Here is a 25,277-nt window from a genome sequence, read left to right as displayed (position 1 = left end):
ATTAGCTGACGCGGCTCCGAGTACCACGCCCGCGAGTAACTGCGCGGCGAGGCACCGGCGCTACCGCCTGCTCAGTGTTGAAGAGGGTAGGCTGAAGCTGTTGTTGCTCCAGCTGGTCCCATTCGTGATCGCGCAGCAGGTGGGTCTTAAGGCTGCGCGCCGCGTGCAGGGCATACACCTCGCAGTCCAAAGCTTCGTTACGGCGCCCGGCCTTTTTCTGCCAGACCATCTTGCTTGGCTGTCGAGGGTGCGGCGCCAGCACCTCATTGGTCACCTGCTCGTAGTAGTCAGCACGGATCTCGCTGTACCAGTGCATGCGGCCGGGCCCGCTGCCCGAGAGTCGCATGCGGCCGTCGATCAACGTCTTGGCCTTGTGGGTGCCAACGATGTAGACCCGCAGACCGTACTTGGCGGCCTTGGTGTTGTCCTGGCTGGTGTCCGCCGACTGGGCCGGTTTAGTGAAAATCTCCCGGTCTCGGCTGTCGATCGATGCGCCCTTGATCGCCATGATGTTGAAGCGCTGTCGGTCCCGCACGTAGGTGTAGACCGCATCGCTGGTGTTACCGTCGGAGCTGTCGACACTGACCGCCGAAACGGCAAGCTGAGCGCCGCCCTCGGCGGTGATGGGGGTGGCGATGATCTTGTCGAGTTCGGTCCACACTGGATCGTGTGGGTCAATCGGATTGCCCTCCAACTCGCCCCAATACAACCGCCAAGACTCTTCACCCCTGCCCCAGCCCACGATCACCAGGGCCAGGCGGTCGCCTTGAACGTCCACACCGACAGTGACCAAAAGGACACCTTTCGGTGCGGTCAACTCGGCGTAAGGTTCGGCGCGTTTCTCCAGCTCATCGGTCTTGGGCGCATTGCTCTTGTACTCGTAGCACTCGCCCATCTGGCTGTTGGTGAACGCGATCATCGGCCCGTGGTTACCGTTCGACGCTGCGTGTTCGGCCTGGAGTTTCTTCTCCATGAGCACTTCAAAGCGAGAGCCATGGAACGTGGCATACAGCTCATTCAGGATGTAGCCCGCAATCCCCCGGAACTCTGCGGTGGCCTCCCAGCGGCCGTTCTGGAGGTTGGCATTCTTCTGGTGGTCATCCCAGATCTCGCCGCAATGAGGGCAGGCGTAGTACGCCGTTTCCGGCCGACGCTTGCCGTAAACCTCATGGAAGTAGCTGGGATCCTCGTCGCAATGCAGGTGCTCGAAGCTCAGTGCATGCGACTGGCCGCAACCATGGCATGGCACCAGGCCAATGCGCTTGTCCGACAGCTCCAGCTCAGCGTCAATCGCTGACAGCCCCTTGATGGTAGGGGTACCGCCGATGATGATCTTGGACCGCCGGAACGTTTTGAGGCGTTCCTTGGCCAGCTTGATACTGTCCCCCTGCCCCCGCAGGTTAAGGTTGCAGTCGTCCGGCTCCTCTACTGCGACCCGAGGTACCGGAGTGGATTTCACACTGGACGGGCTGTTTGAGCCGACCATCTTGAGGAAACCGCCAGGGAACCGTTTGAAGTCCTGGCGTTGCTGCAGCTTTCGGCTGCGGAGATCGACCTTTTTGCGCAAGCGCTTAGTCGCCGCGATCATCGGCTCCAGCTTTTCCGCGACGTACTGCTTGGCCGCTTCAGCCTTGGGAAACAGAATCAGGATCGGAGATGGATCAAGGTCGATCCACTTGCCGATGGCGTTACCCATCACACCCGATGTCCAGGCAACCTGAGCGGACTTGCGACCAACGATCTCAAACACATTCGGATCGTCCAAGGCCTCCAGCGGCCCACCCGGCCAGACCAAGTGAGGCGTGACATCGAAGCGGTACTTACCAGGCTTGCCCGCCTCTTCGGTTGAGAGATAACGGTACTTGGTGGCCCATTCAATGATGCTCATACGTGGTGGCGGCGCCCATTTTCGGCAAGCCCGGCTGATGCCCTTACTCGCCGTCTTCTTCAGAGCCCTCCTCATCGTCCGGCTCGTCAGGATCCCATTCGGGATCATCGTCATCCTCGTCATACGCGGACAACCTCCTGAGTATTAGTTCGATGGGCTCGCGAATCAGTTGGTCGTCGACTTCGACGCCGTACTGAGCGGACAAGGTTGCTGCCAACTCATCCGGCAGGGTATTCAGCAACTCAATCTTGGCGGCAGTGATGACTGCCTCGAAACGGGAAACCATCTCTGCCTCGATCACAACCTCGCCTAGGTCCTTTGCCAGCGCCAGCTCTTCGCGGTCGCCGCGCAGCCGGTCTAGCCGATCCCGTGTACTTTCTTTCTTGCCGTTCAACGCAGCCTGGCGCATGAGCCACTCGATCACCGCCTGGGTGTCGTACTGGTTTTCGTTGCCGCGCCCTACGCCAAACTCGATCACCGGCATTCCGTCTTTCTGCCAGCGGCTGAGGGTGCGCTCATCTCGACCGACGATCTCACCGAGTTCGGCCTTGCTGACTGTCCTGCCCATTGCTAAGTCCTTGAAAAGACGGACATCCCTGCGCACACCTCAGCTGCAGAGATTCCGCGAGTCTGCGTACCCGTGTAGGGGGCGGGCCGGAGGGAGGACCCAAAAATCACTAATCCCCACCCCCGCCCACTGGCTCGGCAGCGCGGGTTGCCGCCCGGCTCACTGGCCAACCCCGCCGTTCGATGGAGGCACATCGCAAACGCCCAGCCGCTTGGCAGCCCAGCGTTCGTAAAGCCCGATGGCGACATCGGCACCGGCCATTGCCGTCAGACACCCCACCGCCCCCGCTGCCCAGATCGATACGCCCAACGAGTACAGCAGCATGATGGTCGACAGCCCGCAGACAATGCAGGCCCCCGACCGCAAGACGATTCGCCGCATTAGCCCCCAGCCGCGCACACCAGCCTTGTCGGCCCGCCACATCTCGCCCGACACCCCGCCGACCAGGGACAGTACGATGACCATCCAGATCGGCATCTCAATCAGCGTTTGCTGCTCGTTCGTCATCGCTTCCCCCAGAATGCAAAAAACCCGGCGCGGTGGCCGGGTTTGGTGTGTTGCGCATGCCGCTATCTGCGGTCGCACGTATCGAAGATAGGTACTTTTTACAGGTCGATTCCGGTGGCAGCAAGCCTGTTTTAATGCCACCCGGTGAATGTCTGGGTTATGTCTGGCGAATGTCGGTGAATATCCCTATTACGGCCTTCGCTCTGATGTGCTGTCCTACTTGTCTCACTGCATTCAGGTCAGGCAGGACAGCTACAGGCGCCTAAATACAAGGCTTTGACCTACTGTCCTACCTTTATTGCTTCTTTCTCGCGTAAAGAGGAAAACTTAAAAGCACGCGTGCGCGCCCGTGGCGCGTATGCACTCCCGCTACGCACACATGTGTGTGACGTGCAGGAAGGTCGGACAGTAGGACAGCCCAATAAAGACAAGGCCCGCGCTTGTCCTGCTGATTGAAAATGCAGCCGGACAAGGCGGGACAGTTGGACACCAGCAGACGGAGCCAGGGCAGAGATCAAGCGGCCCGCCCCATCAAGGTCTGGTAGATGAACAGGTGTGCATCGTGCAGCCGCTGATAATAGGTATCGCGCCCACAACCACAGTGTGCGTATCTGAGCCGCATGTTCGAGTCAAAACTGCAGTAGTGCTCGCGCACAACCGTAGCCAACTGCTCATCAAGGTGTTTGGTCACGATCAGCTCGATATCGAGCGAACTCTCCAGCGGCGCTTTGCTGGCTCGTTTGCCACGGATCAACTGGCCGTTGCTCTCCATCATCATCGCGACGATGTTGCCGCCCGCAAGCCCTACACTGGAAAGGTCGCTGTGCAACTCCTGAGCCCATACCCTCAGCTGCGCATCGATCTCCTTAATCAAAACAAGGCTCCTCGACTTCATTGACGACCAAAGCCGACGACCTGCCCCATTCAGCGGGCTTCTTGTAGGCCCAAGGGCGGATACCGCTCTTGGCCAGCGCTGGCTGACGCACCTTGCGCCATCCAAGACGGTGCATGATGGCACCAACACGCATCTGCTCAGGCTTGCCCCAGTGACCGAAGTCCAACTTAAGCGCCCCAGACAGGATCTCGCTGCCGGTAGCGGTTTCACCGATCTGCGATTCCTCAAGCCAGGTGAGGATCGGGCCTTCCCACTCATCGACAACAAACCGCTCCTCCTGCGCCTCGGCGAACAGCGGCGCTTCATCCCGGTTGACCCACCAAATATCGCCGGACTGATAACAGAACATCGCCTCAGCCCAGAGCTGGTCACGCACCGCCCGTAACTGCTCCAGGTCGACCTTGGTACACGCCACGGGCCAGTACCGCCGGTTACCTGTGGCGTCTTTGAGGTATTCATCCTGGTTGGTCGTACCCACGAAAACACACTGGCGTGGCACGTCCATTGTTCTGCGGCCATAGCTCTCGCGGTATGTGTCCGTCGAGGCAGAGAAGAACTGCTTGGCTTTGGTCGACTCAGCCTTGTTGAAGCTGTCCAGCTCACCGAGTTCGACAATCCACTTGCCGCGAATCGCCTGAAAGCCGTCCTTGTCGCCCAAAGCAAACGGGGTGTCCATGAACCAGTCACCACCGAGCACGCTCATCGCGGTCGACTTACCAGCCCCTTGGGCACCTTCAAGGATCATCACCGAGTCAGCCTTGCAGCCTGGCTGCATGACCCGCCCCACCGCCGACACCATCCAACGCTTGCCGACTTTTGAACTGTAATCAGTCGGTGCAACGCCCATGATGTCCGTCAACCAACTGTCGAGCCGAGGAACGCGGTCCCACTCCAAGCTGTTGAGGTAGTTCCTCACCGGGTGGAACGCATGGTCATGCGCGACCACGCTGACCGCCTCGATCACGTGGCTCGCCTTGACTCGTAGGTTGTATTGCTGCGCTAGCCACTTCATTACCAGCATGTCGTCGATATCAGCCCAGTCACCCAACCCACCGCCATAAGGCGCGACCCGAAGCTTCACAATTTTCGAGCTGAAGGAGCTGAAACCAATCACCCCAGCCCAGCGCTCGTCGTTGGCAAGGATCAGCTCGACGTTCTGCATATGTGCGATCAGCATGCCGCTCTCGGTACGAGCCAATTGGTCTTTCCAACCACCCGCTGCCGGTGGCTTGACCACCGCCAATACCTGGCGACGGACTGCCTCCAACCCTTCGGCACAGTGCAGGTCATTGAAGTCGGTCCACTTAGGGTCACGCTCACCGGAGAAGATCGGCCCGACCACCTGCCCGCCAACGACCGTGGCGGCGTTTTCAGCCCGCTCCTTCCCTGGGTTCCAAGGGTCGCCGTTGGGGCGCCTTGTCTTCCAGTCATCATCACGGCAGAGAATCACCGGCCGACCCGGGAAACGCTCGCGCATGGCCTTGGACACCACCATGAGGTTACCCGCATCAAACGCAATGGCGACCGTCAGTGAGGTCGCCATATGCAGGCTTGCGCCGGTCGCGTAGCCCTCACAAACCAGCACAGGCTCGCCCGGCTCCGGGTGTGGCCCAATCAGGTGAAAGGCGCCCTCCTTCGACATGCCGTAAGGCCAGTAGGACTTGTCCCGCTCGGTGTCTGCTTGCTTATTGGGAAAGATCACCTGCAGCCCGACAATCTGATCCCGCACGTTACACATCGGCACCAACACCGCCCCAGAGCGCGGTGCATAGCGAACACCAAAGCCGACGATCTGCTTGCGATCCAGGTAGGCACTGCGTCCTTTTACCGGCATGCGCGCAAACATTCCGGCAGCACGCTTGGCCGCTCGACGCGCTGCGTTGGCCGCGATATCAGCCGCCTTGCGCTTCGCCTCCTCCTGCCGTGCGCGCATGACTTCGCGCTCTTCCTGCGTCATGCGCCCAGCTTTGACCTTGATCTTCTGCGTCTCACCCGAGCGCCAATCGCCGAAGCTACCGAAGATCAACGTCGCGCCCTTCTCGGTGTGGTGCTCATGCACCACATACCACCCGTTCTTTTCCTTGCCCTTGTCCTGCGACGTCTTGCAACGGGTGAGCTTGCCGAATGTCAGTGGCTGCTCAGGTTCCAGGCCGTGATCGGCAAACTGGCTGAGTACTTCATCGAGCATGGCGGGCCTCCTTGGCTTCCTCTACGGACTGACAGCTAACGCATTGAGTGCAGCCTGGAATGGCGATGCGACGTGCCTCGGGGATTGGGTCGTCGCAGGCCTCACAGAACAGGAATGAATGTGCGGCCGTACTTGGCTTGCACATGCCACGGATGGCCAGTGCCCGGTCAATACGCTCTTGGACCAGGTCATTGGCGAAGTCAGCAATATCAGCCACGGCCTGCCCCCGGAGTAGTCTGGTTGACGTAGCGGGCACGGTTGTACATCCCCAGCAACCCCTGAATGCCTCGGAACACGAGTTGCTGAATCTCAGCCAGCTCATGGTCGTCGACCTTGCCATCACCGATGTTGCGCGCCCACGCTTCCGACAGATCAGCTACTTGCCGGAAAAACACAGCGATACCCATGGTTAGGGTCTCGGGCATGTCTTCGGTATAGGCACCCGACAGCTCCTGCCAAATCGTGTCGCCAACCAAAGCATGCACGGCATCAAGTATGCGGCGGTCCTTGGTCAGCTCCAGGATCTCGCTAAACTCCTGAATGTTGACGATGTGGCTGGGATGCGTGGGTGAAAGCTTGTGCTGCAGGGTGGTGGGATTTCGGCCGGTGGTGGCGGCAATGGCGGCAGCACCGCCAGGGTATTCACGCACAGCGTGATAAAGCGCGAGATCTAGCGGCAAGATTTCCTTCTTGGCGCGCTCGACACAACTCAGAGCGGTTCGGCTCATGGCATTAATCCTTATAGGTTGCCAGTGCCAGCGGCATGCAGTGGTGATACATTTGCCGCGTGGCTTGAAAGGGCCCAAACGCCGGAGAGGTTCCAAAGACCAAACCGGCACCGTGCCGAGGCGAACGATCCGTCGCTCACCTCTGGCGCAACAGCCGCCCTATCTGTGGTGGAGAAAGGCGGCAACACCCAGGCATCCGTGCCTGGATCACGCGGTCAAGGAAAGCGGTTGCATGTGGTGTGCCCGCCTACCTATCACGCGGCCCGGTAGTACTGTGGTGGTACTACCGGGGGAAACTGGGCGGCCCTTGGGTCGCCTTTTTTCTATGCTGCTTGAACTGGTGCGACGGAATCACGCAGGTACTGCCAATCGATGTCCGGACGCAGGTCCTCACAGGGCACTCGTCCAGATGTGGCCTTATCAATTGCAATTGCGAGTTGTGCGTTAGCACGCCTATTACCATATGCGACCTGCCTTATTTGACCTGCAGACGTACCGCACCGCTTCGCCAGATCCTCAACCCCTAGCGAGTCCAGGATCTTGATGTACTCAAGAAGATTCATATTCACCTCCAATGCGCGACCAAGATTAGCAAATGCTAACTCGACCGACAATAGCAAAACGTAATTTACAATTTGCTAATAGGAGCGACATGATTCAGCGATGGATATCTATGAAAAACGACTGACCATCCTCAGAGCCCTGATCGGCGAGAACCAGCTCAAAGACTTCGCCGGAGCGCACGCCGACGTTGACGCATCTCATTTGTCACAAATGCTGAACGGTCATCGTCGCATTGGAGATCGTGCCGCCACGAACCTCGCAAAGAAGCTGGAGATTCCTTCCGACCTATTGATTACCGGGAGCTACAGCACCGAAGATCAAGATTTTGTTACCCGGAGATGGCTGCATCTCGGGCTGAAGCCGCCAACCCTTCCCCATCCAGCCTTTTTTAACGCAACAATTAACGAAACCGCTCAGCGTGTTGCGGTAGATCGTGAGAGCGCCAAATACCAGCGCCCTGCCCCCGTACCAGTTGTAGGAAAAGCGATGCTTGGAACAGATGGGTACTTTGATGCCCTTGACTACCCTGCAGGCCATGGAGATGGCTATATCGATATAGTGAGCTCCGACCCTAACGCCTACGGGCTGAAGGTGGTGGGCAACAGCATGCACCCACGGATCAAAAATGGTGAGTTTGTACTGATCGAACCCAACCATCCTTATCGGACAGGGGATGAAGTACTGATCAGAACAACTGACGGGCGCTCAATGGTGAAGGAGTTCATCTACCACCGTGACGGCCAGTACCGCCTGGATAGCATTAGCGATGGCTATCCCCCACTCTTCCTGGATGAGCAGTTGATCGAGAACATCCACTACGTAGCAGCGATTCTCAAACCATCCAAGTATCTGGACATCTAAATTTAGCATTTGCTATTGCAATAAAATTTAGCTGTTGCTAATTTTGCCTCACTCTTCCACCACAGAGTGAGGCAAAACCATGCACACCACAGCATCACTGCACGTCCATCCGGCCGCTGCCAATCCCGTCCTGATCTTTGAAATTCGCCGCCTTGCGCGGCAAAGCGGCTGTGCGTTTGTCACCACCAAACGCACCTCGCAAGCCTATCCGCGCCCGATTGGTCCAAACGACGGAGGGCACGCGGCATGACCTTCACACTCAGCCAGCCCTCCTTCATTCGCCTGAAAGCACAGATGAACCTCACCGGGCACTTCAACCATACGCTCTACAACAAGGCGACCGGCAACTCGGTGCAAGCCACCATTGATACCGAGCGCGGAGCCGGCGAGATACACATTGTCATCCGCATGGGCTCGACACTGAACAGCATTGCCCTGCCCCTCAACGCCAAGTCGAATGCAAACCGCGTGGCCGACCATCTTGAAGCCATCGCCAATGGCTGGCTCGACACCGCAGGTATCGCCCTCACCCGCGACCAGATCAGCGCAGCAGCGTAGGGAGTGAGCCATGGAACGGAACCTTGCCCAGACGGCGAAATACTTCGGAATCAGCCGACCAACGCTCATCAAGCTCATGCGCGATAAGCAACTGCTCGATGCCCGCAACCTGCCCCGCTATCCAACACGCGACCGTGAATACCTGCGAGCCAAAGAAGGTCACTGGTTCCACCCCGAGGCGGGCATGCAGTACAGCCAGTCCACACGGGTGAAGCAGGCAGGCATTGCATGGCTGGCTGAACACTTAGATCTGAAGCTGCCACCAACACCAGAGAACAGCCGCCATGCGGCCTAGGCAGTACGCGGCCCAGATTCTTGCCCTACGGACCCGAGAGGAGCGCAACGCTGCGCTCCTTGAGGTTCCCGAAGAGTGGCGTGATCTAGTGAAGAAGCACTGTGAAATTGCCTGGAATCATCCGTCCCGACACAAGCGCAGGGAGAGCCCGAAGCCGAATGAGCACTAACAACCAATCCCCATTACGCCTCATGCCGGCCCCCGAGCCGGCCACCATGGAAATGCTCTACCGCACCTTTGGGGACGTACTGATACCCCTCGACAAGCTGCGGGTGCAGTACTTCCGCAACCTGAATGAGCAGTCATTTGCCGAGCAGTTGAGCAACGGAAGAATCCCCCTTCCCGTTACTACTCTGGACCCCAGCCGCAAGGCACAGAAGTACGTCCACATACGCCATATCGCAGCCCTGATCGACATTCGCGCTTACCAGGCCGATGAAGAGCAGGCGCGATTACCAGCTGAGATCGAACCACAGCAGTAACCACAGCAATGGCCGCCACCACCGGCCAGCACACCACAAGGAGTAAGACCCATGACCACCCAACAGGTCATCGCCCTCGCCGCCATCAGCGCGTTCGTTATCGGGCTGTTCGCCTACGCCTACTGGCTTGGTCGCCAAGAAGGCCGCAAGCGAGGCACGCTCGAAAGCAACCGCGCTCACCAAGCCACCCACAGAGACCTAAAGGCGGCTCTGGAGTTCTTGCGCAAAGACCACCAACACCTCGCCGCCCACGCCAAGACACTCAAGGACGCAAGTGCGCTGCAGGAGCAGCACCGTCGCTCGATGCTGGAGATCGCCGAGACACTACGCATAGCCGCCGAAACCTGGAGTGCTTTCAAGACAGGCAAAAAGCTCGAGCGCGACGCACGCCGCCTGCGCGAAGAAACCCTCGCCATCGCTCATTTGCTGAAGCCCGCCGAGCAGGAGGTCGCTGCATGATCAACTCGACCCATTACGTACTCGACCTTGAAACAATGGGCAAAGGTCCGCGTGCCGCTATCGTGGCAATTGCGTGCGTGCGCATCGAGCAAGGCACCATCACAGACAGCCTCTATCGGCGTGTATGCCTGGAGTCTTCGCTGCAGGCCGGCCTGCTTATGGATGCCAGCACAGTGACATGGTGGCTGAAGCAGGATGCCGCCGCCCGCGCCGAGGTGGACGGTAGTCAGAATTCGGTGCTGCTTGCCGTGGGAATGACCGCGCTGGAGAGATTCATCACAGAAGACAAAGCTCTGGTGTGGGGCAACGGTAGCAGCTTCGACAACGTCATCGTGCGCAGCGCCCTTGAAGCCTGCGGCATGGGCAACCTATGGCACTTCTGGAACGACCGCGACCTTCGCACTTTGCTGGCTCTCTACCCCGAAGCCAAGGCGATAGCGTTTGAGGGCACCAAACACTACGCCCTCGACGATGCCCTCCATGAGGCCAAGCAACTGCTTGTGGCGTTGAAGTTACATCAAACACTGCAGGTGGGAGCAATAGAATGAACCAGGCCCACCACCACACCGGCTTGCTCTTCGACTCTTCGCCTTGCGCAGGACATGCACGCGCCATCGCACCGAGACAGACACCGATCCAGACCTCGGTGGAAAGCGGGCACGCGTTCGCCCAGGTAAACTCCACCCGCGCCCCCGCTTTTCTCCGTGAAGCAGCATGCGTCGACGCGCAAAAAACAAAGAGCCTCTGCTGCGCAGCAGCAGGCATTATTTCCCCTCCCATCAGCACCGCGAAGGCACCTATACCCCACGAAACGCTGCGCGAGGCGGGGCCTGCAGAGCCAACGCTGATCGCTTCAAATTGCCCGCCCGCGCAGCTTGCTAAGGGGTATAAGCAGTCAGCAACAGATGGGAACAGCCTCTCACCCCTGCAGGCGACCGTCATCAAGGCCTGCATTTCCAACGCAATTGATAGAACGCTGAGCACCCCATCAGGCTCATTTGCCACTACCGAGCAAATGGCTCAGGGCATCTATGGTGCGCTTCAAGCAGCAGGGTTCTTGCCACTACAAGCCGCTGCGCGACCTCTCAGTCTCGCCATTGATAACCGGAGGCCCTATGAATGAGACCCTGGACGAAGAAGAAGTGGCCGCAATTACTGGGTACCAGAAGCCTTCAAAACAGATCACCTGGCTAACAAACAACGGCTGGCAGTACGCGCTGAACAGAGCGAGACGCCCGATTGTAGGCAGGGTCTATGCCCGCCTGAAGCTTGCTGGTGTAAAGCCTTCAGCAGCCAATGCTGTGGCGGACACCTGGACATTAGATCTGTCGCGGGTGGGGTAACGAATGCGCAAGAGGAAAAAGGAAAATCGAGACCTGCCGGAGCGAATGATCCGGCGGGCCAGAAAGAGAAAGAGCGGGAAGCTCTGGGTGGCTTACTACTACTGCGGCCGAGATGCAGAAGGCAGGCGTGTCGAAATACCTCTGGGACAGGACTTGGCTGAGGCCAAGCTTGAGTGGGCAAGGCTCGAGCAGAAAGCCATGCCGAAGGTAATGAGCTTGATGCGAGAGCTGTTTGATCGCTACGAGCGAGAAATCATTCCGACCAAGAAGCCCCGCACCCAGAAAGACAATGGCTACGAACTGAAGAACCTAAGAAAGGCGTTTGATGAGGCCCCAATCGAGTCGATTACGCCACCAGTGGTTGCCCAGTATCGCGATGCCCGCTCTGCCAAGACAAGGGCGAACCGAGAGATCGCACTGCTTTCGCACGTCTTTACGATTGCCGTTGAATGGGGTTTTGCAGACAGGAACCCCTGCCTTAAGGTCCGTCGAAACAAGGAAAAGGTGCGCGACTACTACGCTACCGACCAGGTATGGGACGCCGTTTACAGTGAAGCCGCTCAAGAGCTGAAGGACGCCATGGACCTTGCCTACCTGACAGGTCAACGCCCCGCCGACACGCTCAAGGTATCGACTGCCGACCTGACCGACGAGTACTTGTTCGTCGGACAAAACAAAACAGACAAGCGGCTTCGTATTCGGTTAACCGACGGGGACCAACCTTCCGGCCTGGGACGGTTCATCGACGATCTGCTGGAGCGGCGAGCACTGGCCGGCATCAAGAGTTCGCGCCTGATCACCAACCAGTCAGGCTTGCGCATGAGCTGGGAAATGCTGAGAAACCGATTCAGTGAGGCCCGTGAACGCGCAGCAGCACAGATCGAACACGCCGGAGATCGAGAGCTAGCCGACCGGATCCGCAAGTTCATGTTCAAGGACATACGCCCGAAAGCGGCTTCTGAAATTGAGGACATCAGCCATGCCAGCAGGCTGCTGGGGCACTCGAAAGAGAAGATCACAAAAGACGTTTACAGGCGCGTCGGAGAGATCGTCAGCCCTACTCGGTAGGGCTGAGTTGCGGAACACATGGCAAAAGTTGCGGAACACTTTGCGTTCCAGCCCACAACGAAAAAGCCCCGCAGACGTTAATCTGCGGGGCTTTCAAATATGGAGGCCGAGGTCGGAATCGAACCGGCGTAGACGGATTTGCAATCCGGAGCATAACCACTTTGCTACTCGGCCTCAAATGTCCGAAGCTGCTATCGCTGCTTCAAACTCGCTTCAACTCTTTGTTATCTAAAGAGTTTTTGCTGACTCCCTGTGGAGTGAGCGGGATTATGTACTCGTTTTTTGACCTTGGCAACCCCTTGTTCACATTTTTTCTTCTAAGCGCGCTAACCGGGTGCCTGAACACTGTCGCGGGCATAGCCTGCCGAGGCTTCTAGTACAACAGGTGCCAACCGCACCGTGTTTCGACCGGAGGCTTTGGCCTCATAGAGGGCGACATCGGCCCTGGCAATCAGGTTCGCCGTGCTGTCTCCTGGCTCGGGAGTGCCGCACCACACGCCGGCACTGAAGCACACCGGGATACTCAGCCCATCGACCACCGCCGGTGCCCTCGCCAATGACATACGCAGTGCGTCGAGAACGGCCAGCGCGCCCTCGGCATCGGTGGACGGCAGCAGCACGAGGAATTCCTCGCCGCCGTAACGGCCAATGATGTCCGCATGACGCAGACGTTTCTTCAAGTGCCGCGCACAATGGACAAGCACCGAGTCACCAACAAGGTGACCGTGAATGTCATTGATCTGCTTGAAGTGGTCGATGTCGATCATCGCCACCGCCAGGCTGGCCCGGGCCAGATACGCGCGCTCCAGTTCGTCCGCAAACCGCTCCAGGATCGCCCGTCGATTGAGCATGCCGGTCAAGACATCACGATGGGCCATGTGCTGCAGCTTCGACTCGCTGCGCTCCTTCGACAGCAACACCAGGCCGAGTGAGTACATCATCACCGTCGCCGTCCCGATACTCACGGAAATGGTTTGCGTCAGGTTGCTGACGTTATATTGCATCTCGGCTGCGCCACCGAGCAGGATCGCCACCACACGCATGCCCAGGCCGATCAGGCTGATGCTCCCGCCGATAATCAGCAAGACCTGCGCCCTGCCCCCGGGCTCGCTGTACCGGTAAGCCAGACAAACAATCAACAGGCATTGCAGGATCAGCACCAGCGATGCCGCCAACATGCGCAGTTCCAGGGTGTCGATCAGCAGCGCCATCGACACCAGCATGACTAGCGGCAGGCTGAACACGCGAAGCCAGGGCACCGTCAGGTCACGAATCCGGAAGATGCTGATGGCGTAGTAACCCAGTGCAATCGACAACAAGGTGTTGGCCGCGCCATAGGTGAGCCACAAAGGGCCGTGCCCGTAGAGGGTGTAGCAGACATAGGCAGCCGCATGGGCAAGCAAGCCGACCCCGGTGGTCAATACACCGTCACGCTGGTTGTACTGGGCCACGAGAATCAAGCAGAACGCCATGATGGTTGCCACAAGGGCAACGGAGGCAAACAACGTTGGCGTATGCGCGACCATGGCAGTTCACTGCGTCCTTGAGGTGGGGATACCGCATAAGCGCCAGAGCTTGCGCTTACACCGCCATGCTGGCAAGTCTTGCCGGCGTCATGCTACTCAGGGTCGAAGGCTGGCCGCCAGTGACTAGCCTCAAGCACAGCCTCTATCCACGCCTCTCAGGGGCATTTACCGGCGAGGGGTGAAAGACAGCGGCAGGCCCTGGCAATCATCGAACAGGCGGCCCTGGTGCCAGGCCAACTGTCCCGAAACCAGGGTGGTGGCCACACGGTGATGAAACGCTCGACCGCTGAACGGCGTCCATTGGCAATGGGCAAGCAACGGATCGAGGTCGACCGCGCGCGGCTGCGCCAGGCGCTCGATCAGCACCAAGTCCGCCCAGTAACCTTCGCGCAGGTAACCCCGCTCCGAAATCGCGAACAACTCAGCGACGGCATGGCTGGTCTTTTCCACCAGACGCGTCAGCGGCAGTAAGCCTTGCTCAACCAGTTCCAGCAGCGCTGGCAACGCGTGCTGCACCAAAGGCAGGCCGGACGGTGCCTGACTGTAAGGCACGCTTTTCTCCTCAAGGGTGTGCGGGGCATGGTCAGTGCCGATCACGTCCAGGCGATTGCCCAACAAGGCCTGGCGCAAGGCATCGCGGTCCGCCTGTGACTTGATCGCGGGGTTGCACTTGATGCGGTTGCCCAACGCTGGATAGTCACGGTCGTCGAACACCAGGTGATGCACACAGACTTCGGCGCTGATGTGCTTTTCAGCCAGCGGCTTGTCCTCGAACAGTGCCAGCTCACGGGCGCTGCTCAGGTGCAGCACGTGCAGCCGCGTACCAAAACGCCGCGCCAGCTCCACCGCCAGGCTTGATGAGCGAAAACAGGCCTCGACATTGCGAATCTGCGGGTGCAGCGCGGGGCTGATAAGGTCACCGTAGCGCGCGCGAAACTGTGCTTCATTGGCAAGAATCGACGGCGTGTGCTCGCAATGGGCCAACAACACGGTCGGCACACAGGCGAACAGCCGCTCCAGCAGCAACGGGTCATCGACCAGCATGTCGCCGGTAGACGCGCCCATGAACACCTTCACCCCCGCCACCTCACGCGGGTCAAGGCGGGCTACCGTCTCAAGGTTGTCCTTGCTGACGCCAAAGTGAAAGCCGTAGTTGGCCACCGAACTGCGCGCAGCGCGGGACTTCTTGTCGGCCAGCGCGTTCAGGTCCAGCGTTGCCGGGCGGGTATTGGGCATGTCCATGTAGCTGGTGATACCACCGGCCACGGCGGCGCGTGACTCGCTGGCGATGCTGGCCTTGTGCGGTGCGCCAGGTTCGCGAAAATGCACTTGGTCGTCGATCATGCCGGGCAGCAACCATTGCCCGGCGGCGTCGATTTCCACACTGGCGTTGCGCCCCTGAATGCTGCCCGCGATCTTTTCGATACGGCCATGGGCAACCAGCAGGTCAGCGTCGATGATGCGCCCTTCATTGACCAAGCGAGCATTACGGATCAGCACACTGCTCACGGCTGACCTCCCGGCGCACCCTGTACTTCGATCTGCTGACCGCAAATCACATTGTAAAAACAGCTTGGGCGCCCGGTATGGCAGGCAGGCCCGTGCTGCTCCACCTGCAGCAGGATGGCATCGCCATCGCAGTCCAGACGCGCTTCGATCAATTGCTGGACATGCCCGGACGTATCGCCCTTGCGCCACAGCTGATGACGACTACGCGACCAGTAACTCACCCGCCCGGTGGCCAGGGTTTGCTCCAATGCCGTACGGTTCATCCAGGCCAGCATCAGCACCTGGCCCGTGTCATGCTGCTGTGCAATGGCCGCAATCAAGCCCTGCTCATTCCAGGGAAGGGCATCGAGTGCTTGTGAAAGGGGGTAACGAAAGCCCGCCGGGGCCTTCTCCAACGCGAGAAGCGACATGCTGAGGCACCTGATTCCGGAAACAAATGTTATCTTATAACATTAACATTCCAAGTGCCTCTACACCGCATCACTGCGTATGACGACTGTCTAGCCCACGCGCAGGTGATGGTGGTTCACTCGTCTCGTTTGAGCATCGTCTGAATCTGCTGCACCGACTCCTGGGTACGCTTGGCCAGGTTGCGAACCTCATCGGCCACCACAGAAAAACCGCGCCCCTGCTCACCAGCACGGGCGGCTTCGATGGCCGCGTTCAGTGCCAACAGGTTGGTCTGTTCGGCAATCCCCTTGATCGCACCTGCCACCTTGGCGATTTCTCCATAGGTGTTCCTTATCGTGTCTTGCTCACGGGTACGCAGTGCTTCAGCAGCCTTCTCGTCACTGATGTCACGTACCGCACCCACCACCCTGAGCAACACACCTTGAGCATCGCGCAGGCAACAACCACGCTCGCGGTACCAGGTTTCACCGCGGGTTTTGTGACGCATGCGGTATTCAACGGTGTAGGTAGACTGAGCCGAGTTTTTGGCCGTGCACTCAGCAAACACCCGCATGACATTTTTCAGGTCCTGCGGCTGCGCAACGGCAAAAAAACTGTCCCAACCATCTGCGAACTCTTCAGGGCTGTAGCCGATAAGCTGGCGAAACTGGTCAGACCACCGGATTATGTTCTTCGGATGATCAGCATCACCATTAACGACCGTGAGGTCCCAACACCCCTCTGTCAGCGCCTGCCTGGTGAGCGCCCACGCCTGCTCATCTTCTACCCGACGATTTTGCACCTCGGCCGTTGCCGCCCGTTCTTCGCGGCAATGCGCCAACTCGGCCTCAAGATCAAGACGCTGATGCTCGACATCGGCCAATTGCCCGAGCAAACGCTGATAGTCTTCAGCGCTGCAAGGCGCCGTCGGCACCATGGCAGCCTGACGCTGCCACTGCAGATGAGCGTGCCATTGCTCGCTCAATGCCTGAAAAACGGCAAGCAATTCAGGTTGACGCTTCAACCCCACGGCCTGATTGATATCTGCCGGTTGTTCGACCAACAGGCACTTCATCATGCGGGTAAGTTCAACGGCCAGCGCGGTTGCGGAATGTCTGAACCACATGGCGACTTCTCCTGACAGTGAACACTACGCTCGCGTTGTTCTGGCGAGTGCGCGGGTGAGCAAACGCCTGTCGGACTATAACAAGGGGCTTCGCGCCACACAGATACCTCTTTGTGGGTATATCGCCAGTGGTTTCTATCAAGCTACCTCTTTAGGCATACCTCTTTTTCCGGATTGAGCAGAGATTCCTTTTGGGCAAGTATTTTTCCGGACAGGAATTATCGCATCACTGATGCGGAACACGCTGATGTCAATTCGGACTAAGAGGCACACCCATGAACTCACGCGTTGCAATTATTGGTGCAGGCCCTTGCGGCATGGCACAACTTCGGGCGTTTCAATCGGCTCGGGACAAAGGCGCTGCCATTCCCGAACTGGTCTGCTTCGAAAAGCAACAAGACTGGGGCGGCATGTGGAACTACACCTGGCGCACCGGCCTGGATGAAAACGGCGAGCCGGTCCACGGCAGCATGTACCGCTACCTCTGGTCGAACGGGCCGAAAGAGTGCCTGGAGTTTGCCGACTACACCTTTGAAGAGCATTTTGGCCGACCAATCGCCTCTTACCCTCCCCGTGAAGTCCTATGGGACTACATCAAGGGCCGCGTCGAGAAAGCCGGCGTACGCGATTACATCCGCTTCAACACGGTGGTGCGTCAGGTCAGCTTCGATGAGCACACTCAGCGCTTCTCCGTTCTGGCCCATGACTACCAGAACGATACCGAGACCCTGGAAGAATTTGATTACGTGATCAATGCCTGTGGGCACTTCTCGACGCCAATAGTCCCCTACTTCCCAGGTTTTGAACATTTTGCCGGGCGTATTCTGCATGCCCATGACTTCCGCGAAGCACTGGAATTCAAAGACAAGAACCTCTTGATTGTCGGTAGCAGCTACTCTGCCGAGGACATTGGGTCGCAGTGCTACAAGTATGGCGCCCGCAGTATCACCAGTTGCTATCGTACGTCGCCCATGGGCTACAACTGGCCATCGAACTGGGAAGAAAAGCCCCTGCTGCAACGCCTGGAGAACGACCGGGCCTACTTTATCGACGGCACCAGCAAGCCGATCGACGCGGTGATTCTGTGCACCGGGTACAAGCACCACTTCCCGTTCCTGCCTGAATCGCTGAGTCTGAAAACTGACAACCGCCTTTGGCCGCGCAATCTCTACAAGGGGATCTTCTGGGAACCCAACCCGAAGCTGATCTACCTCGGGATGCAGGACCAGTGGTACTCCTTCAACATGTTTGATGCTCAAGCCTGGTATGCGCGCGATGTGATCCTGCAGCGTATCGCCTTGCCTGACGCAGCCACCCGCAACGCCGACTGCCTGCAATGGCAAGCACGCGAAGCCGAGCTGCAAACCAACCAGCAAATGTTCGAGTACCAGGGGGCGTACATCCAGCAACTGGTGGACGCAACGGACTACCCAAGCTTCGATATCCCGGCAGTGAACGAAACCTTCCTGCAATGGAAGCACGACAAAGCGACCAACATCATGGGCTACCGTGATAAGTCCTATCGCTCGCTGATGACCGGCACCCAGTCACCACCCCACCATACCCCCTGGCTCGAGGCGCTGGACGACTCAATGGAGGCCTACCTCAGCGAGCCACACGTTACCGTCAAATCCGCCAGCTAAGCCGCTCAGGTACTCAGGACACAGGAGAAGCGGCATGCAAGCACCGCGTATTTCACGACCATGGGAACCCGGGCTGCTCACACAGACAGCGGCGACCGAGCACTACCGGGTCAACGGCGGCGGCCTGACACTGGTCGAGCTGGGCCCGGGCGATACCCTGCAGATAACTGATGTCGAGGGCCTCCAGTCCTGCGAGGTCATGGCCTTCAGCACCAGGATCAACCCAGCGTTGGCGAGCCTGGGGCTGATCGCTGGCAGCGGTTTCGGCTTTATCCAACAGGCGCTGGCAGGCAATAGCCGACAGGTACAGCGCATACTGCAGGCACTCACCAAACGTGGCTTCGACACCCAGCGCCTGCCTGGCGCAGGGATGCTGTGGAGCATCGACTCGGCGGCAGGCTACAGTCGCCAGTTCACCCTTGGCGAGCCACTGCTGCTGATCATTGCCGCGCCGGCTCACGCAACGTCAGTGGACGCCCAGCAAACGCCCAGTGAACTGCGGATACGGGTGCATCGTGCCAATCCCTCGTTGGTCCATGTGCCCACGCTGCCAGAACCGCTGGCCGACCTGGTGGACGAATTCACCTTGCCTGCCGGTAGCGCCCGCAGCTATGCCGTGAGCAAGGGGCAGTACATCCAGGTCATTGATGTCGCCGGGCGCCAGTCCTCGGACTTCGTTGCCCTGAACCGTCGAGACTTGGACAAGGGCCTGGAATTCGCCCTCGACCAGACCGTTACCCGCACCCTGAACGGCAATGCCTATCCAGCCCCTGGGTTGTTCGCCAAGTTCTTCGACCGGCAGATGCGGCCCATGCTTGAGGTTGTGCGCGATACGGTCGGCCGTCACGACGCCTTTGCCCTGGCCTGCACCGCACGCTACTACGAAAGCCATGGCTATTTTGCTCATGACAACTGCAGCGACAACCTCAGCCGTGCCCTGCAGGCTCATGGTGTACAGGCTCGCAGCGGCTGGCCGGCGATCAACTTCTTTTTCAATACGGCCATCGACGCCCATCAACAGATGGTCATGGATGAGCCTTGGTCGCGGCCGGGTGACTACGTCCTGATGCGGGCCATGAACGACCTGATCTGTGCCAGTTCCTCCTGCCCCGATGACATCGACCCGGCCAACGGCTGGAACCCGACCGATATCCATATTCGTGTATACGCCGACAAGGAACGATTCTCTATCGCCATGGCCAATCGAAAAACGGCGGATGCCGACCCGGTGCTGACCCAAGAGACAGCATTCCACTCCCGCACCAGCGCCTTGACCGGCAGCTTTACCAATTACCGCAACTGTTGGCTGCCGCTGCGCTTCGATGGTTTTGGGGCAATCGACGAGTACTACGGCTGCCGTGAGCGCGTTGCCGTCATGGACCTGACTGCACTGCGTAAATTCGAGATCCTGGGCCCCGACGCCGAGGCGTTGCTGCAGTACTGCCTGACCCGCGACATCAGGCGCCTGGCGGTGGGCCAAGTGGTCTACTCGGCCATGTGCCATGAGCATGGCGGCATGCTCGACGACGGCACATTGCTGCGCCTTGGCCCGGACAATTTCCGCTGGATCTGCGGCGAAGAGTACGCCGGGGTATGGCTACGCGAACAGGCGCAAAAGCTCGGCATGAAAGTCTGGGTCAAGTCCGCCAGCGAGAAGATCCACAACCTGTCGGTGCAAGGCCCGCTGAGCCGTGAGCTGCTTAAACAGATGATCTGGACACCCGCCACTCAACCCGGGCTGGACGCTTTGGGCTGGTTCCGCTTTCTGGTCGGACGCCTGGACGGTTTCGACGGCTGCCCGGTCATGGTTTCCCGTACCGGCTACACCGGCGAACTGGGCTACGAAGTATGGTGCGCACCGCAGGATGCGGAACAGATCTGGGACCGTATCTGGGCCCTGGGCCAACCCCTGGGGATCGTGCCCCTGGGGCTGGAGGCCCTGGACATGTTGCGCATCGAGGCCGGGCTGATTTTTGCGGGCTACGAGTTCACCGACCAAACCGATCCGTTCGAGGCCGGTATCGGTTTCAGTGTGCCACTCAAGAGCAAGACCGATGACTTTATTGGCCGTGAGGCCTTGCTGCGGCGCAGTGCGCATCCCACGCACAAACTGGTCGGGCTGACACTGCAAGGCAATGAAGTGGCTCATCATGGTGATGGCGTGTACCACGGGCGCGCGCAGGTCGGTGTTATCACCAGCGCCTGTCGCTCGCCATTGCTGGCCAGCAACATTGCCCTGTGTCGGGTGGATGTGGCCTACGCGGAGCCTGGCCAAGCGCTGCAGGTGGGTAAAGTCGATGGTTTGCAAAAACGCATCGACGCTACGGTCTGTGCGCCGATCTTCTATGACCCGGACAAGAGCCGCGTGCGCGCCTGACCCGGCACGCTCACCGGAACACCTACCGACGCCACAAGGTCCATCGCCGCTGGCTAGCCAGCGGCGACTGGCCGCACCTCAAAAATCGCGCCTTCGATACCCAGCACCTCGCCGCCATCGGTGAAAATGCCCGTGCCCTCTTCCTGCACCCACTTGACCGTGCCATCGGCGCAACGGATCTGATACGTCAGCGAATACGGTTCGCGCCGGAGCAATGCGGTTTGTACGCCATACCAGATGTAATCAGCGTACTCCGGCAAGATCAGCCGACCATAGCCGCCGGCGTCCCGGTCCTCGATAGCTTGCGCGCTGAAACCGGTGAGTTGCTCACACCCTCGACTGACGAACTCCATGCTCCACTCACGATTGATCCGGCCGCGATAAATCATGAACGGCAAGTTGTGCAACAGGTCGCTGGCACTGCGATGACTGGCCAGCAATTGAATTTCCTGCTGACGCCGAGAGGTGCGGTCTTGAAACGACAACAGGGCACAGCCGGCCTTGAACCGGCAAGACACCTCACACCAGAGCAACCCGTTGCCCTGATCGATCAGCCGCAGCTCAAGGGATTGCGCTACGGGTTCTGGCGTTTGCCAACGGGCGATGAAGGCCTGCCACAGCCCTTGGTCTTCATGGTGAACCGCATCGCTGAGCAGGCTGCCGACCGTCGGCGTCATGCGCTGTGACCAGTGGGCGTTGTGCCCGATGATCCGTGCCTCGCCATCGAGCACCACCAGCGCGACAGGAAAGTCATCCAGCAGGTTGGCCACGCTCGCGAACTCAGTGAACGGCATTCGTCCTCCCTCCGACAAACTGGGTGGCACAGTTCTGGTGAACCCAGGCCGCCAATTCAAGGCGTGAGCGCATCTGCAATTTGCGCATCAGGTTCTTCACGTACACCTTCACCGTCCCCTCGCTGATCCGCAGGTCACGGGCAATGAGTTTGTTGCTCAACCCATGGGCAAGCAGGTTGAGGGTTTGCTTCTCCCGCTCGGTGAGGCCCGCGAACTGGCCATGGGCCGCGCTTGCCGCATCGCTGACGGCTGTGCCGGAAGCATCCGCGAGCAAGGCCACCAGGCTCTCGTTAAGCACCGCCGAGCCTCGGCCACAACAGCGGACATAGTCGAGCAACACCTCGGGATCGGTGTCTTTAAGCAAGAAGCCCTGAGCCCCGAGGCGCAACGCGGTGACCAGTTCCACCCGGTCAAGCGAGGCCGTCAGCACGATCACCTGACATTCACACTTGAGCCGGTTCAACTCCTCAAGCACCTGCAGCCCCGTCATGCCAGGCATGTGCAGGTCGAGCAAGACGCAATCGGGCTTGAGCCCCAGCACCAGGTCGATCCCCAGCAGCCCTTCCGCCGCCTGCCCGACCACTTCATGGTCGTCGCTGTCGGCGAACATTTCCGAAAGGCCACGGCGGAACAAGGGATGGTCATCAATCAAGACGATCGATGTGTGATTCATGGGTGACTCCTCAAGGAAAATGCCTCAGCTGGGAGCACCAGCACCAGGCGAGTGCCTCCACCCTGGCGTGCCCCGACCTCAAACCCGGCGCCGATCAGCGCCGCCCGTTCCTGCATGATGGACATGCCAAAATGCCCAACCTCACGTGAAGCCGGTTGCAGCCCGATGCCGTCATCCTCGACATGCATCAACACCCCGGCGGCATTGTCACGGACAAGGCTGATCCAGACATTGCGCGCCCGCGCATGGCGCAGCGCGTTGACCAGTGCCTCGCGAACAATTTGCAGCAGTTGCAGTTCGACGTCGCCCGACAACAGCCCATCGGGCAATCGGTTGTCCAGATGAAACACCATGTTGCTGCGCCGTGAGAGCTCCTCGACGGCTTCGCCGAGAGACTCACGCAGGGTTTTGCCGTTCATGGTCAGCCGCGCTTCACTGATCAGTTCGCGGACTTGCCGCTGTAACCTCGACAGCCCGCCCTTGAGCACCTCGACAATGGCCAAGGCCTTGTCTGGCTGCTGTATACGACGCTGCAGCCGAGCGGTCTGCAGTGACAGATAGGCCAGCTCCTGAGCGACCCCATCGTGCAATTCCCGGGCAATCATCGACTGCGGTACTGCACGTTGGCCGGGTGATAGCAGGGAGCCTTTGAATGCATGCAGCAACACGCGCTCAATAAAGCGGGCAAGCTCCAGCAGCAGCGTCCGCGCGCCCTCGGGAGCAACCTCCACGACACTCATCGTCAACCGTCCATGCCCCTCTTGGCCGGGCACGTGAACGTTGACCGCACGTTCGTCTTCGGGCGCGGCCGGCATGTGCAGGTCCAGGTGCAGGCTCGCGCCCACAAGCAGGCTGGAGGCTTGGGCAACAAAGCCCTCGAGCAGCAGATTGACGTCCTCTTCACCCAGCAGGGCAAACAGCAACTCGGTTTGCAGTAACGCCAACGCCTTCTGGTCGATAGCCGCGTACTCGCTCATTGGACAATCCGTCAAAGACCCTCCTCCTGCATGCCGACAGCGGTGTCATTGCAGGATGAATCAATGAGCAAGTTCCGTACCCCTTTGCATTACCCCTTAAGAGGTACTCCCAATGAGCGAATTGCCAGGTAATTCCCTGTAGGAAACTATATCCACCAACAGGAAAGAGCGCCCTGAGCCATCCGTGCAAGGCGCAGGCGCTGCCCGAGGCGAAACAGCGCGCACCAACAGAAGGCCTGAAGGCCTCGATTGCATCAAAGCGTTGCACGCGACCTTACGACTTGACCCTGCCACTGATGAGCCTATCCCGCCTGGCCAGTCCTTCAGGCTTGCCAGGGTGATCCACCCAGCAGAGAGCGCACATGGCCAACTCAACGGCAAGCCCCCATGCTCCATTCAAAAGCGTCCCTTACTACCCGCCCATGGCAATCAATCCCGATGCCCAGTGCCACCTTGTGATCAGCGACGGCAGTGACTTGCCGCGCACACAGGCACTGGTCAGCCGCCTGGCGCAAACCCGACAGGTCGACTGCCTGGTTCTGGGAGCCGCGGACAGCCCTTCGCTGCAGAGCCTGCAGCAGGTCCTGGAGCAGCGCTTTGCACGCCTGCATGTGGGTGTGCAACTGCATGTGCTCGGCAGCGAAGCCTTCATCTGGGCGATCCATGCACAGGCCATCACGCACGGTTTGTCGGACGACGAAATCAGCCTCTGCGCCCCAACCGAAACCGTGCAACGCCTTGTTTACTGTGTGCACTGCTCCAGCGTGCACAGCCACCCGCTGGCCGACGCGGTGAAATGCCCGGCCTGCGCTGTTGCCTTGGAGGTGCGTGGGCATTTCTCACGACGCTTGGGTGCCTACCTGGGCGTTTGCCTGAATGCAGACGCCCCCTACTCGGAGCTGCCAGCATGAATGACGTTATCCAGGTACGCGTGCAGGCTGCCATCAACATCACCCCGGTGATTCGCGAGATCACCTTTGAAGCCGTCGACACCGCCCTGCCCCCTTACTCGGCGGGCAGCCATATCCAGGTACATGTTCCGCTGGCACAACGCACCCTGCGCAATGCCTACTCACTGCTGAACGCACCTGCAGGCCGCACGGCCTATCGCATTGCCGTGCGCTTGCAGGAACACTCACGCGGCGGTTCAAGGTACCTGCACGAAACCCTGAAGGTGGGCGACGTGCTGAACGTCTCTCGCCCCGCCAACCTGTTCCCCATTCATACCCTGGGTCGCCATCACATCCTGATCGCCGGGGGAATCGGCATCACACCGTTTCTGGCCTACAGCGAGCACCTGTTACGCGAAGGCGCCTCATTTGAGCTGCACTACGCCTATCGCAGCGGCCTCACCGATGCCTATGTACAGCCGCTGGCCGCGCGCCTGGGCGACAGGCTGCATGCCTACGACAGCCTTGAGCGGCCACTGAACCTGGCACCGATCCTGAGCAACCAACCGCTGGGCAGCCACCTGTACATCTGCGGGCCGCAGCGACTGCTGGCCAGCGTCCGGGAACAGGCCAGTGCCTTGGGCTGGCCGGACGGACGTATTCACTGGGAAGCCTTCAGCAGCGCCGAACCCGGCGTACCGTTCAGCGTTGAATTGGCACAGAGCGGACGGCGTATCGAGGTCGGCGCTGACGAAAGCCTGCTCGAAGCCCTCGAGGCCAATGCTGTCGAAATTCCCAACCTCTGCCGTGGCGGGGTTTGCGGGCAATGCGTGACCCGCTACGTGAAGGGCGATGTAACCCACCGCGACCACTTCCTTGCCGCTACCGAGCGCGCTGACCGCCTGATGCCGTGTGTGTCCCGCGGCTGTGGCAGCTCGCTGGTGCTCGACCTCTGACTTTTGCCTGGA

General features: G+C 59.5%; 27 protein-coding genes, 1 tRNA gene and 1 pseudogene. 13 read left to right on the top strand and 16 right to left on the bottom strand.

Going from position 1 to position 25,277, the window contains the following annotated elements:
* Position 1: 1 nt before the first annotated feature.
* The 8 genes from ACZ9H3_RS02475 to ACZ9H3_RS02440 form a co-directional block, all read right to left on the bottom strand.
* The gene (locus tag ACZ9H3_RS02475; RefSeq protein ID WP_476219390.1) at positions 2-1,888 is read right to left on the bottom strand and encodes a phage terminase large subunit family protein; all 1,887 of its coding nucleotides are present in this window, start codon (positions 1,886-1,888) and stop codon (positions 2-4) included.
* A gap of 43 nt (positions 1,889-1,931) precedes the next feature.
* Positions 1,932-2,456, bottom strand: coding sequence for a terminase small subunit (locus tag ACZ9H3_RS02470; protein WP_476219388.1), 525 nt, complete (start codon positions 2,454-2,456; stop codon positions 1,932-1,934).
* A 159-nt stretch (positions 2,457-2,615) separates the two neighbouring features.
* Positions 2,616-2,963, bottom strand: coding sequence for a phage holin family protein (locus ACZ9H3_RS02465; protein ID WP_476219386.1), 348 nt, complete (start codon positions 2,961-2,963; stop codon positions 2,616-2,618).
* 514 nt (positions 2,964-3,477) lie between these two features.
* Positions 3,478-3,837 (bottom strand): PA0613 family protein, encoded by a 360-nt coding sequence (locus ACZ9H3_RS02460; protein ID WP_476219384.1) that lies wholly within the window; start codon positions 3,835-3,837, stop codon positions 3,478-3,480.
* Positions 3,830-6,046 carry a virulence-associated E family protein gene (locus ACZ9H3_RS02455; RefSeq protein ID WP_476219382.1) on the bottom strand — a complete coding sequence of 739 codons (2,217 nt, stop codon included), beginning with the start codon at positions 6,044-6,046 and terminating at the stop codon, positions 3,830-3,832. Before ACZ9H3_RS02455 ends, ACZ9H3_RS02460 begins: the two co-directional genes overlap by 8 nt.
* Complete coding sequence (locus tag ACZ9H3_RS02450) at positions 6,036-6,263, bottom strand: TraR/DksA family transcriptional regulator (RefSeq protein ID WP_476219380.1); 228 nt, start codon at positions 6,261-6,263, stop codon at positions 6,036-6,038. Before ACZ9H3_RS02450 ends, ACZ9H3_RS02455 begins: the two co-directional genes overlap by 11 nt.
* Positions 6,256-6,774 carry a phage regulatory CII family protein gene (locus ACZ9H3_RS02445; protein WP_476219378.1) on the bottom strand — a complete coding sequence of 173 codons (519 nt, stop codon included), beginning with the start codon at positions 6,772-6,774 and terminating at the stop codon, positions 6,256-6,258. The genes ACZ9H3_RS02450 and ACZ9H3_RS02445 overlap by 8 nt, the downstream gene beginning before the upstream one ends.
* Before the next feature lie 323 nt (positions 6,775-7,097).
* Positions 7,098-7,337 carry a YdaS family helix-turn-helix protein gene (locus ACZ9H3_RS02440; RefSeq protein ID WP_476219376.1) on the bottom strand — a complete coding sequence of 80 codons (240 nt, stop codon included), beginning with the start codon at positions 7,335-7,337 and terminating at the stop codon, positions 7,098-7,100.
* A 100-nt stretch (positions 7,338-7,437) separates the two neighbouring features.
* On the opposite strand from ACZ9H3_RS02440, the gene ACZ9H3_RS02435 reads away from it, so the two are divergent.
* The 9 genes from ACZ9H3_RS02435 to ACZ9H3_RS02395 all read left to right on the top strand — a co-directional run bounded on the left by ACZ9H3_RS02435 (position 7,438) and on the right by ACZ9H3_RS02395 (position 12,404).
* A complete protein-coding gene (locus ACZ9H3_RS02435) occupies positions 7,438-8,199 on the top strand; it encodes an XRE family transcriptional regulator (RefSeq protein WP_476219374.1) in 762 nt (253 codons plus the stop codon).
* Positions 8,200-8,445: 246 nt separating this feature from the next.
* Entirely contained in the window at positions 8,446-8,757 is a 312-nt protein-coding gene (locus ACZ9H3_RS02430; protein ID WP_476219373.1) for a hypothetical protein, read from the top strand.
* A gap of 10 nt (positions 8,758-8,767) precedes the next feature.
* Positions 8,768-9,052 (top strand): phage antirepressor KilAC domain-containing protein, encoded by a 285-nt coding sequence (locus ACZ9H3_RS02425; RefSeq protein WP_476219371.1) that lies wholly within the window; start codon positions 8,768-8,770, stop codon positions 9,050-9,052.
* Positions 9,053-9,210: 158 nt separating this feature from the next.
* Complete coding sequence (locus ACZ9H3_RS02420; RefSeq protein ID WP_476219369.1) at positions 9,211-9,534, top strand: pyocin activator PrtN family protein; 324 nt, start codon at positions 9,211-9,213, stop codon at positions 9,532-9,534.
* Between the two features lie 51 nt (positions 9,535-9,585).
* The gene (locus tag ACZ9H3_RS02415) at positions 9,586-9,993 is read left to right on the top strand and encodes a hypothetical protein (protein WP_476219367.1); all 408 of its coding nucleotides are present in this window, start codon (positions 9,586-9,588) and stop codon (positions 9,991-9,993) included.
* Positions 9,990-10,541 (top strand): 3'-5' exonuclease, encoded by a 552-nt coding sequence (locus ACZ9H3_RS02410; protein ID WP_476219365.1) that lies wholly within the window; start codon positions 9,990-9,992, stop codon positions 10,539-10,541. Before ACZ9H3_RS02415 ends, ACZ9H3_RS02410 begins: the two co-directional genes overlap by 4 nt.
* Positions 10,538-11,116, top strand: a complete 579-nt coding sequence (locus ACZ9H3_RS02405; RefSeq protein ID WP_476219363.1) for a hypothetical protein — start codon at positions 10,538-10,540, stop codon at positions 11,114-11,116. The genes ACZ9H3_RS02410 and ACZ9H3_RS02405 overlap by 4 nt, the downstream gene beginning before the upstream one ends.
* A complete protein-coding gene (locus tag ACZ9H3_RS02400; RefSeq protein ID WP_476219361.1) occupies positions 11,109-11,336 on the top strand; it encodes a DUF4224 domain-containing protein in 228 nt (75 codons plus the stop codon). Before ACZ9H3_RS02405 ends, ACZ9H3_RS02400 begins: the two co-directional genes overlap by 8 nt.
* A 3-nt stretch (positions 11,337-11,339) precedes the next feature.
* Positions 11,340-12,404, top strand: coding sequence for a tyrosine-type recombinase/integrase (locus tag ACZ9H3_RS02395; protein ID WP_476219359.1), 1,065 nt, complete (start codon positions 11,340-11,342; stop codon positions 12,402-12,404).
* Between the two features lie 100 nt (positions 12,405-12,504).
* On the opposite strand, the gene ACZ9H3_RS02390 is transcribed toward ACZ9H3_RS02395, so the two are convergent.
* The 5 genes and pseudogenes from ACZ9H3_RS02390 to ACZ9H3_RS02370 form a co-directional block, all read right to left on the bottom strand.
* Positions 12,505-12,578 (bottom strand) — tRNA-Cys (locus ACZ9H3_RS02390).
* Between the two features lie 152 nt (positions 12,579-12,730).
* Complete coding sequence (locus tag ACZ9H3_RS02385; RefSeq protein ID WP_476219357.1) at positions 12,731-13,930, bottom strand: GGDEF domain-containing protein; 1,200 nt, start codon at positions 13,928-13,930, stop codon at positions 12,731-12,733.
* Positions 13,931-14,095: 165 nt separating this feature from the next.
* Positions 14,096-15,439: a dihydroorotase gene (locus tag ACZ9H3_RS02380; protein ID WP_476219355.1), complete on the bottom strand. Its 1,344-nt coding sequence runs from the start codon at positions 15,437-15,439 to the stop codon at positions 14,096-14,098.
* Positions 15,436-15,849 (bottom strand): phosphoribosyl-AMP cyclohydrolase, encoded by a 414-nt coding sequence (gene hisI / locus ACZ9H3_RS02375; RefSeq protein WP_065757747.1) that lies wholly within the window; start codon positions 15,847-15,849, stop codon positions 15,436-15,438. Before hisI ends, ACZ9H3_RS02380 begins: the two co-directional genes overlap by 4 nt.
* Positions 15,850-15,977: 128 nt before the next feature.
* Positions 15,978-16,766 (bottom strand): annotated as a pseudogene (locus tag ACZ9H3_RS02370) (methyl-accepting chemotaxis protein); the annotation flags it as partial.
* Between the two features lie 464 nt (positions 16,767-17,230).
* On the opposite strand from ACZ9H3_RS02370, the gene ACZ9H3_RS02365 reads away from it, so the two are divergent.
* Together ACZ9H3_RS02365 and ACZ9H3_RS02360 are read left to right on the top strand one after the other, a co-directional pair.
* Positions 17,231-18,598: an NAD(P)-binding domain-containing protein gene (locus ACZ9H3_RS02365; protein ID WP_102052075.1), complete on the top strand. Its 1,368-nt coding sequence runs from the start codon at positions 17,231-17,233 to the stop codon at positions 18,596-18,598.
* Positions 18,599-18,632: 34 nt separating this feature from the next.
* The gene (locus tag ACZ9H3_RS02360) at positions 18,633-20,975 is read left to right on the top strand and encodes a DUF1989 domain-containing protein (RefSeq protein ID WP_476219352.1); all 2,343 of its coding nucleotides are present in this window, start codon (positions 18,633-18,635) and stop codon (positions 20,973-20,975) included.
* Positions 20,976-21,028: 53 nt separating this feature from the next.
* Here ACZ9H3_RS02360 and ACZ9H3_RS02355 read toward each other — a convergent pair whose 3' ends face one another.
* The 3 genes from ACZ9H3_RS02355 to ACZ9H3_RS02345 are packed head-to-tail and all read right to left on the bottom strand — an operon-like array spanning position 21,029 to position 23,419.
* Complete coding sequence (locus ACZ9H3_RS02355) at positions 21,029-21,769, bottom strand: PAS domain-containing protein (protein WP_476219350.1); 741 nt, start codon at positions 21,767-21,769, stop codon at positions 21,029-21,031.
* Positions 21,756-22,442, bottom strand: coding sequence for a response regulator (locus ACZ9H3_RS02350; RefSeq protein WP_476219348.1), 687 nt, complete (start codon positions 22,440-22,442; stop codon positions 21,756-21,758). Before ACZ9H3_RS02350 ends, ACZ9H3_RS02355 begins: the two co-directional genes overlap by 14 nt.
* Complete coding sequence (locus tag ACZ9H3_RS02345) at positions 22,439-23,419, bottom strand: ATP-binding protein (RefSeq protein ID WP_476219346.1); 981 nt, start codon at positions 23,417-23,419, stop codon at positions 22,439-22,441. Before ACZ9H3_RS02345 ends, ACZ9H3_RS02350 begins: the two co-directional genes overlap by 4 nt.
* Before the next feature lie 362 nt (positions 23,420-23,781).
* On the opposite strand from ACZ9H3_RS02345, the gene ACZ9H3_RS02340 reads away from it, so the two are divergent.
* Both ACZ9H3_RS02340 and ACZ9H3_RS02335 read left to right on the top strand, forming a co-directional pair.
* A complete protein-coding gene (locus tag ACZ9H3_RS02340) occupies positions 23,782-24,330 on the top strand; it encodes a dimethylamine monooxygenase subunit DmmA family protein (RefSeq protein ID WP_476219344.1) in 549 nt (182 codons plus the stop codon).
* Positions 24,327-25,265, top strand: coding sequence for a PDR/VanB family oxidoreductase (locus tag ACZ9H3_RS02335; RefSeq protein WP_454241324.1), 939 nt, complete (start codon positions 24,327-24,329; stop codon positions 25,263-25,265). Before ACZ9H3_RS02340 ends, ACZ9H3_RS02335 begins: the two co-directional genes overlap by 4 nt.
* The last annotated feature ends 12 nt before the right edge of the window (positions 25,266-25,277 follow it).

This window comes from Pseudomonas sp. TE3910 (assembly GCF_056279025.1).
This window is presented reverse-complemented; position numbering and strand designations above follow the sequence as displayed.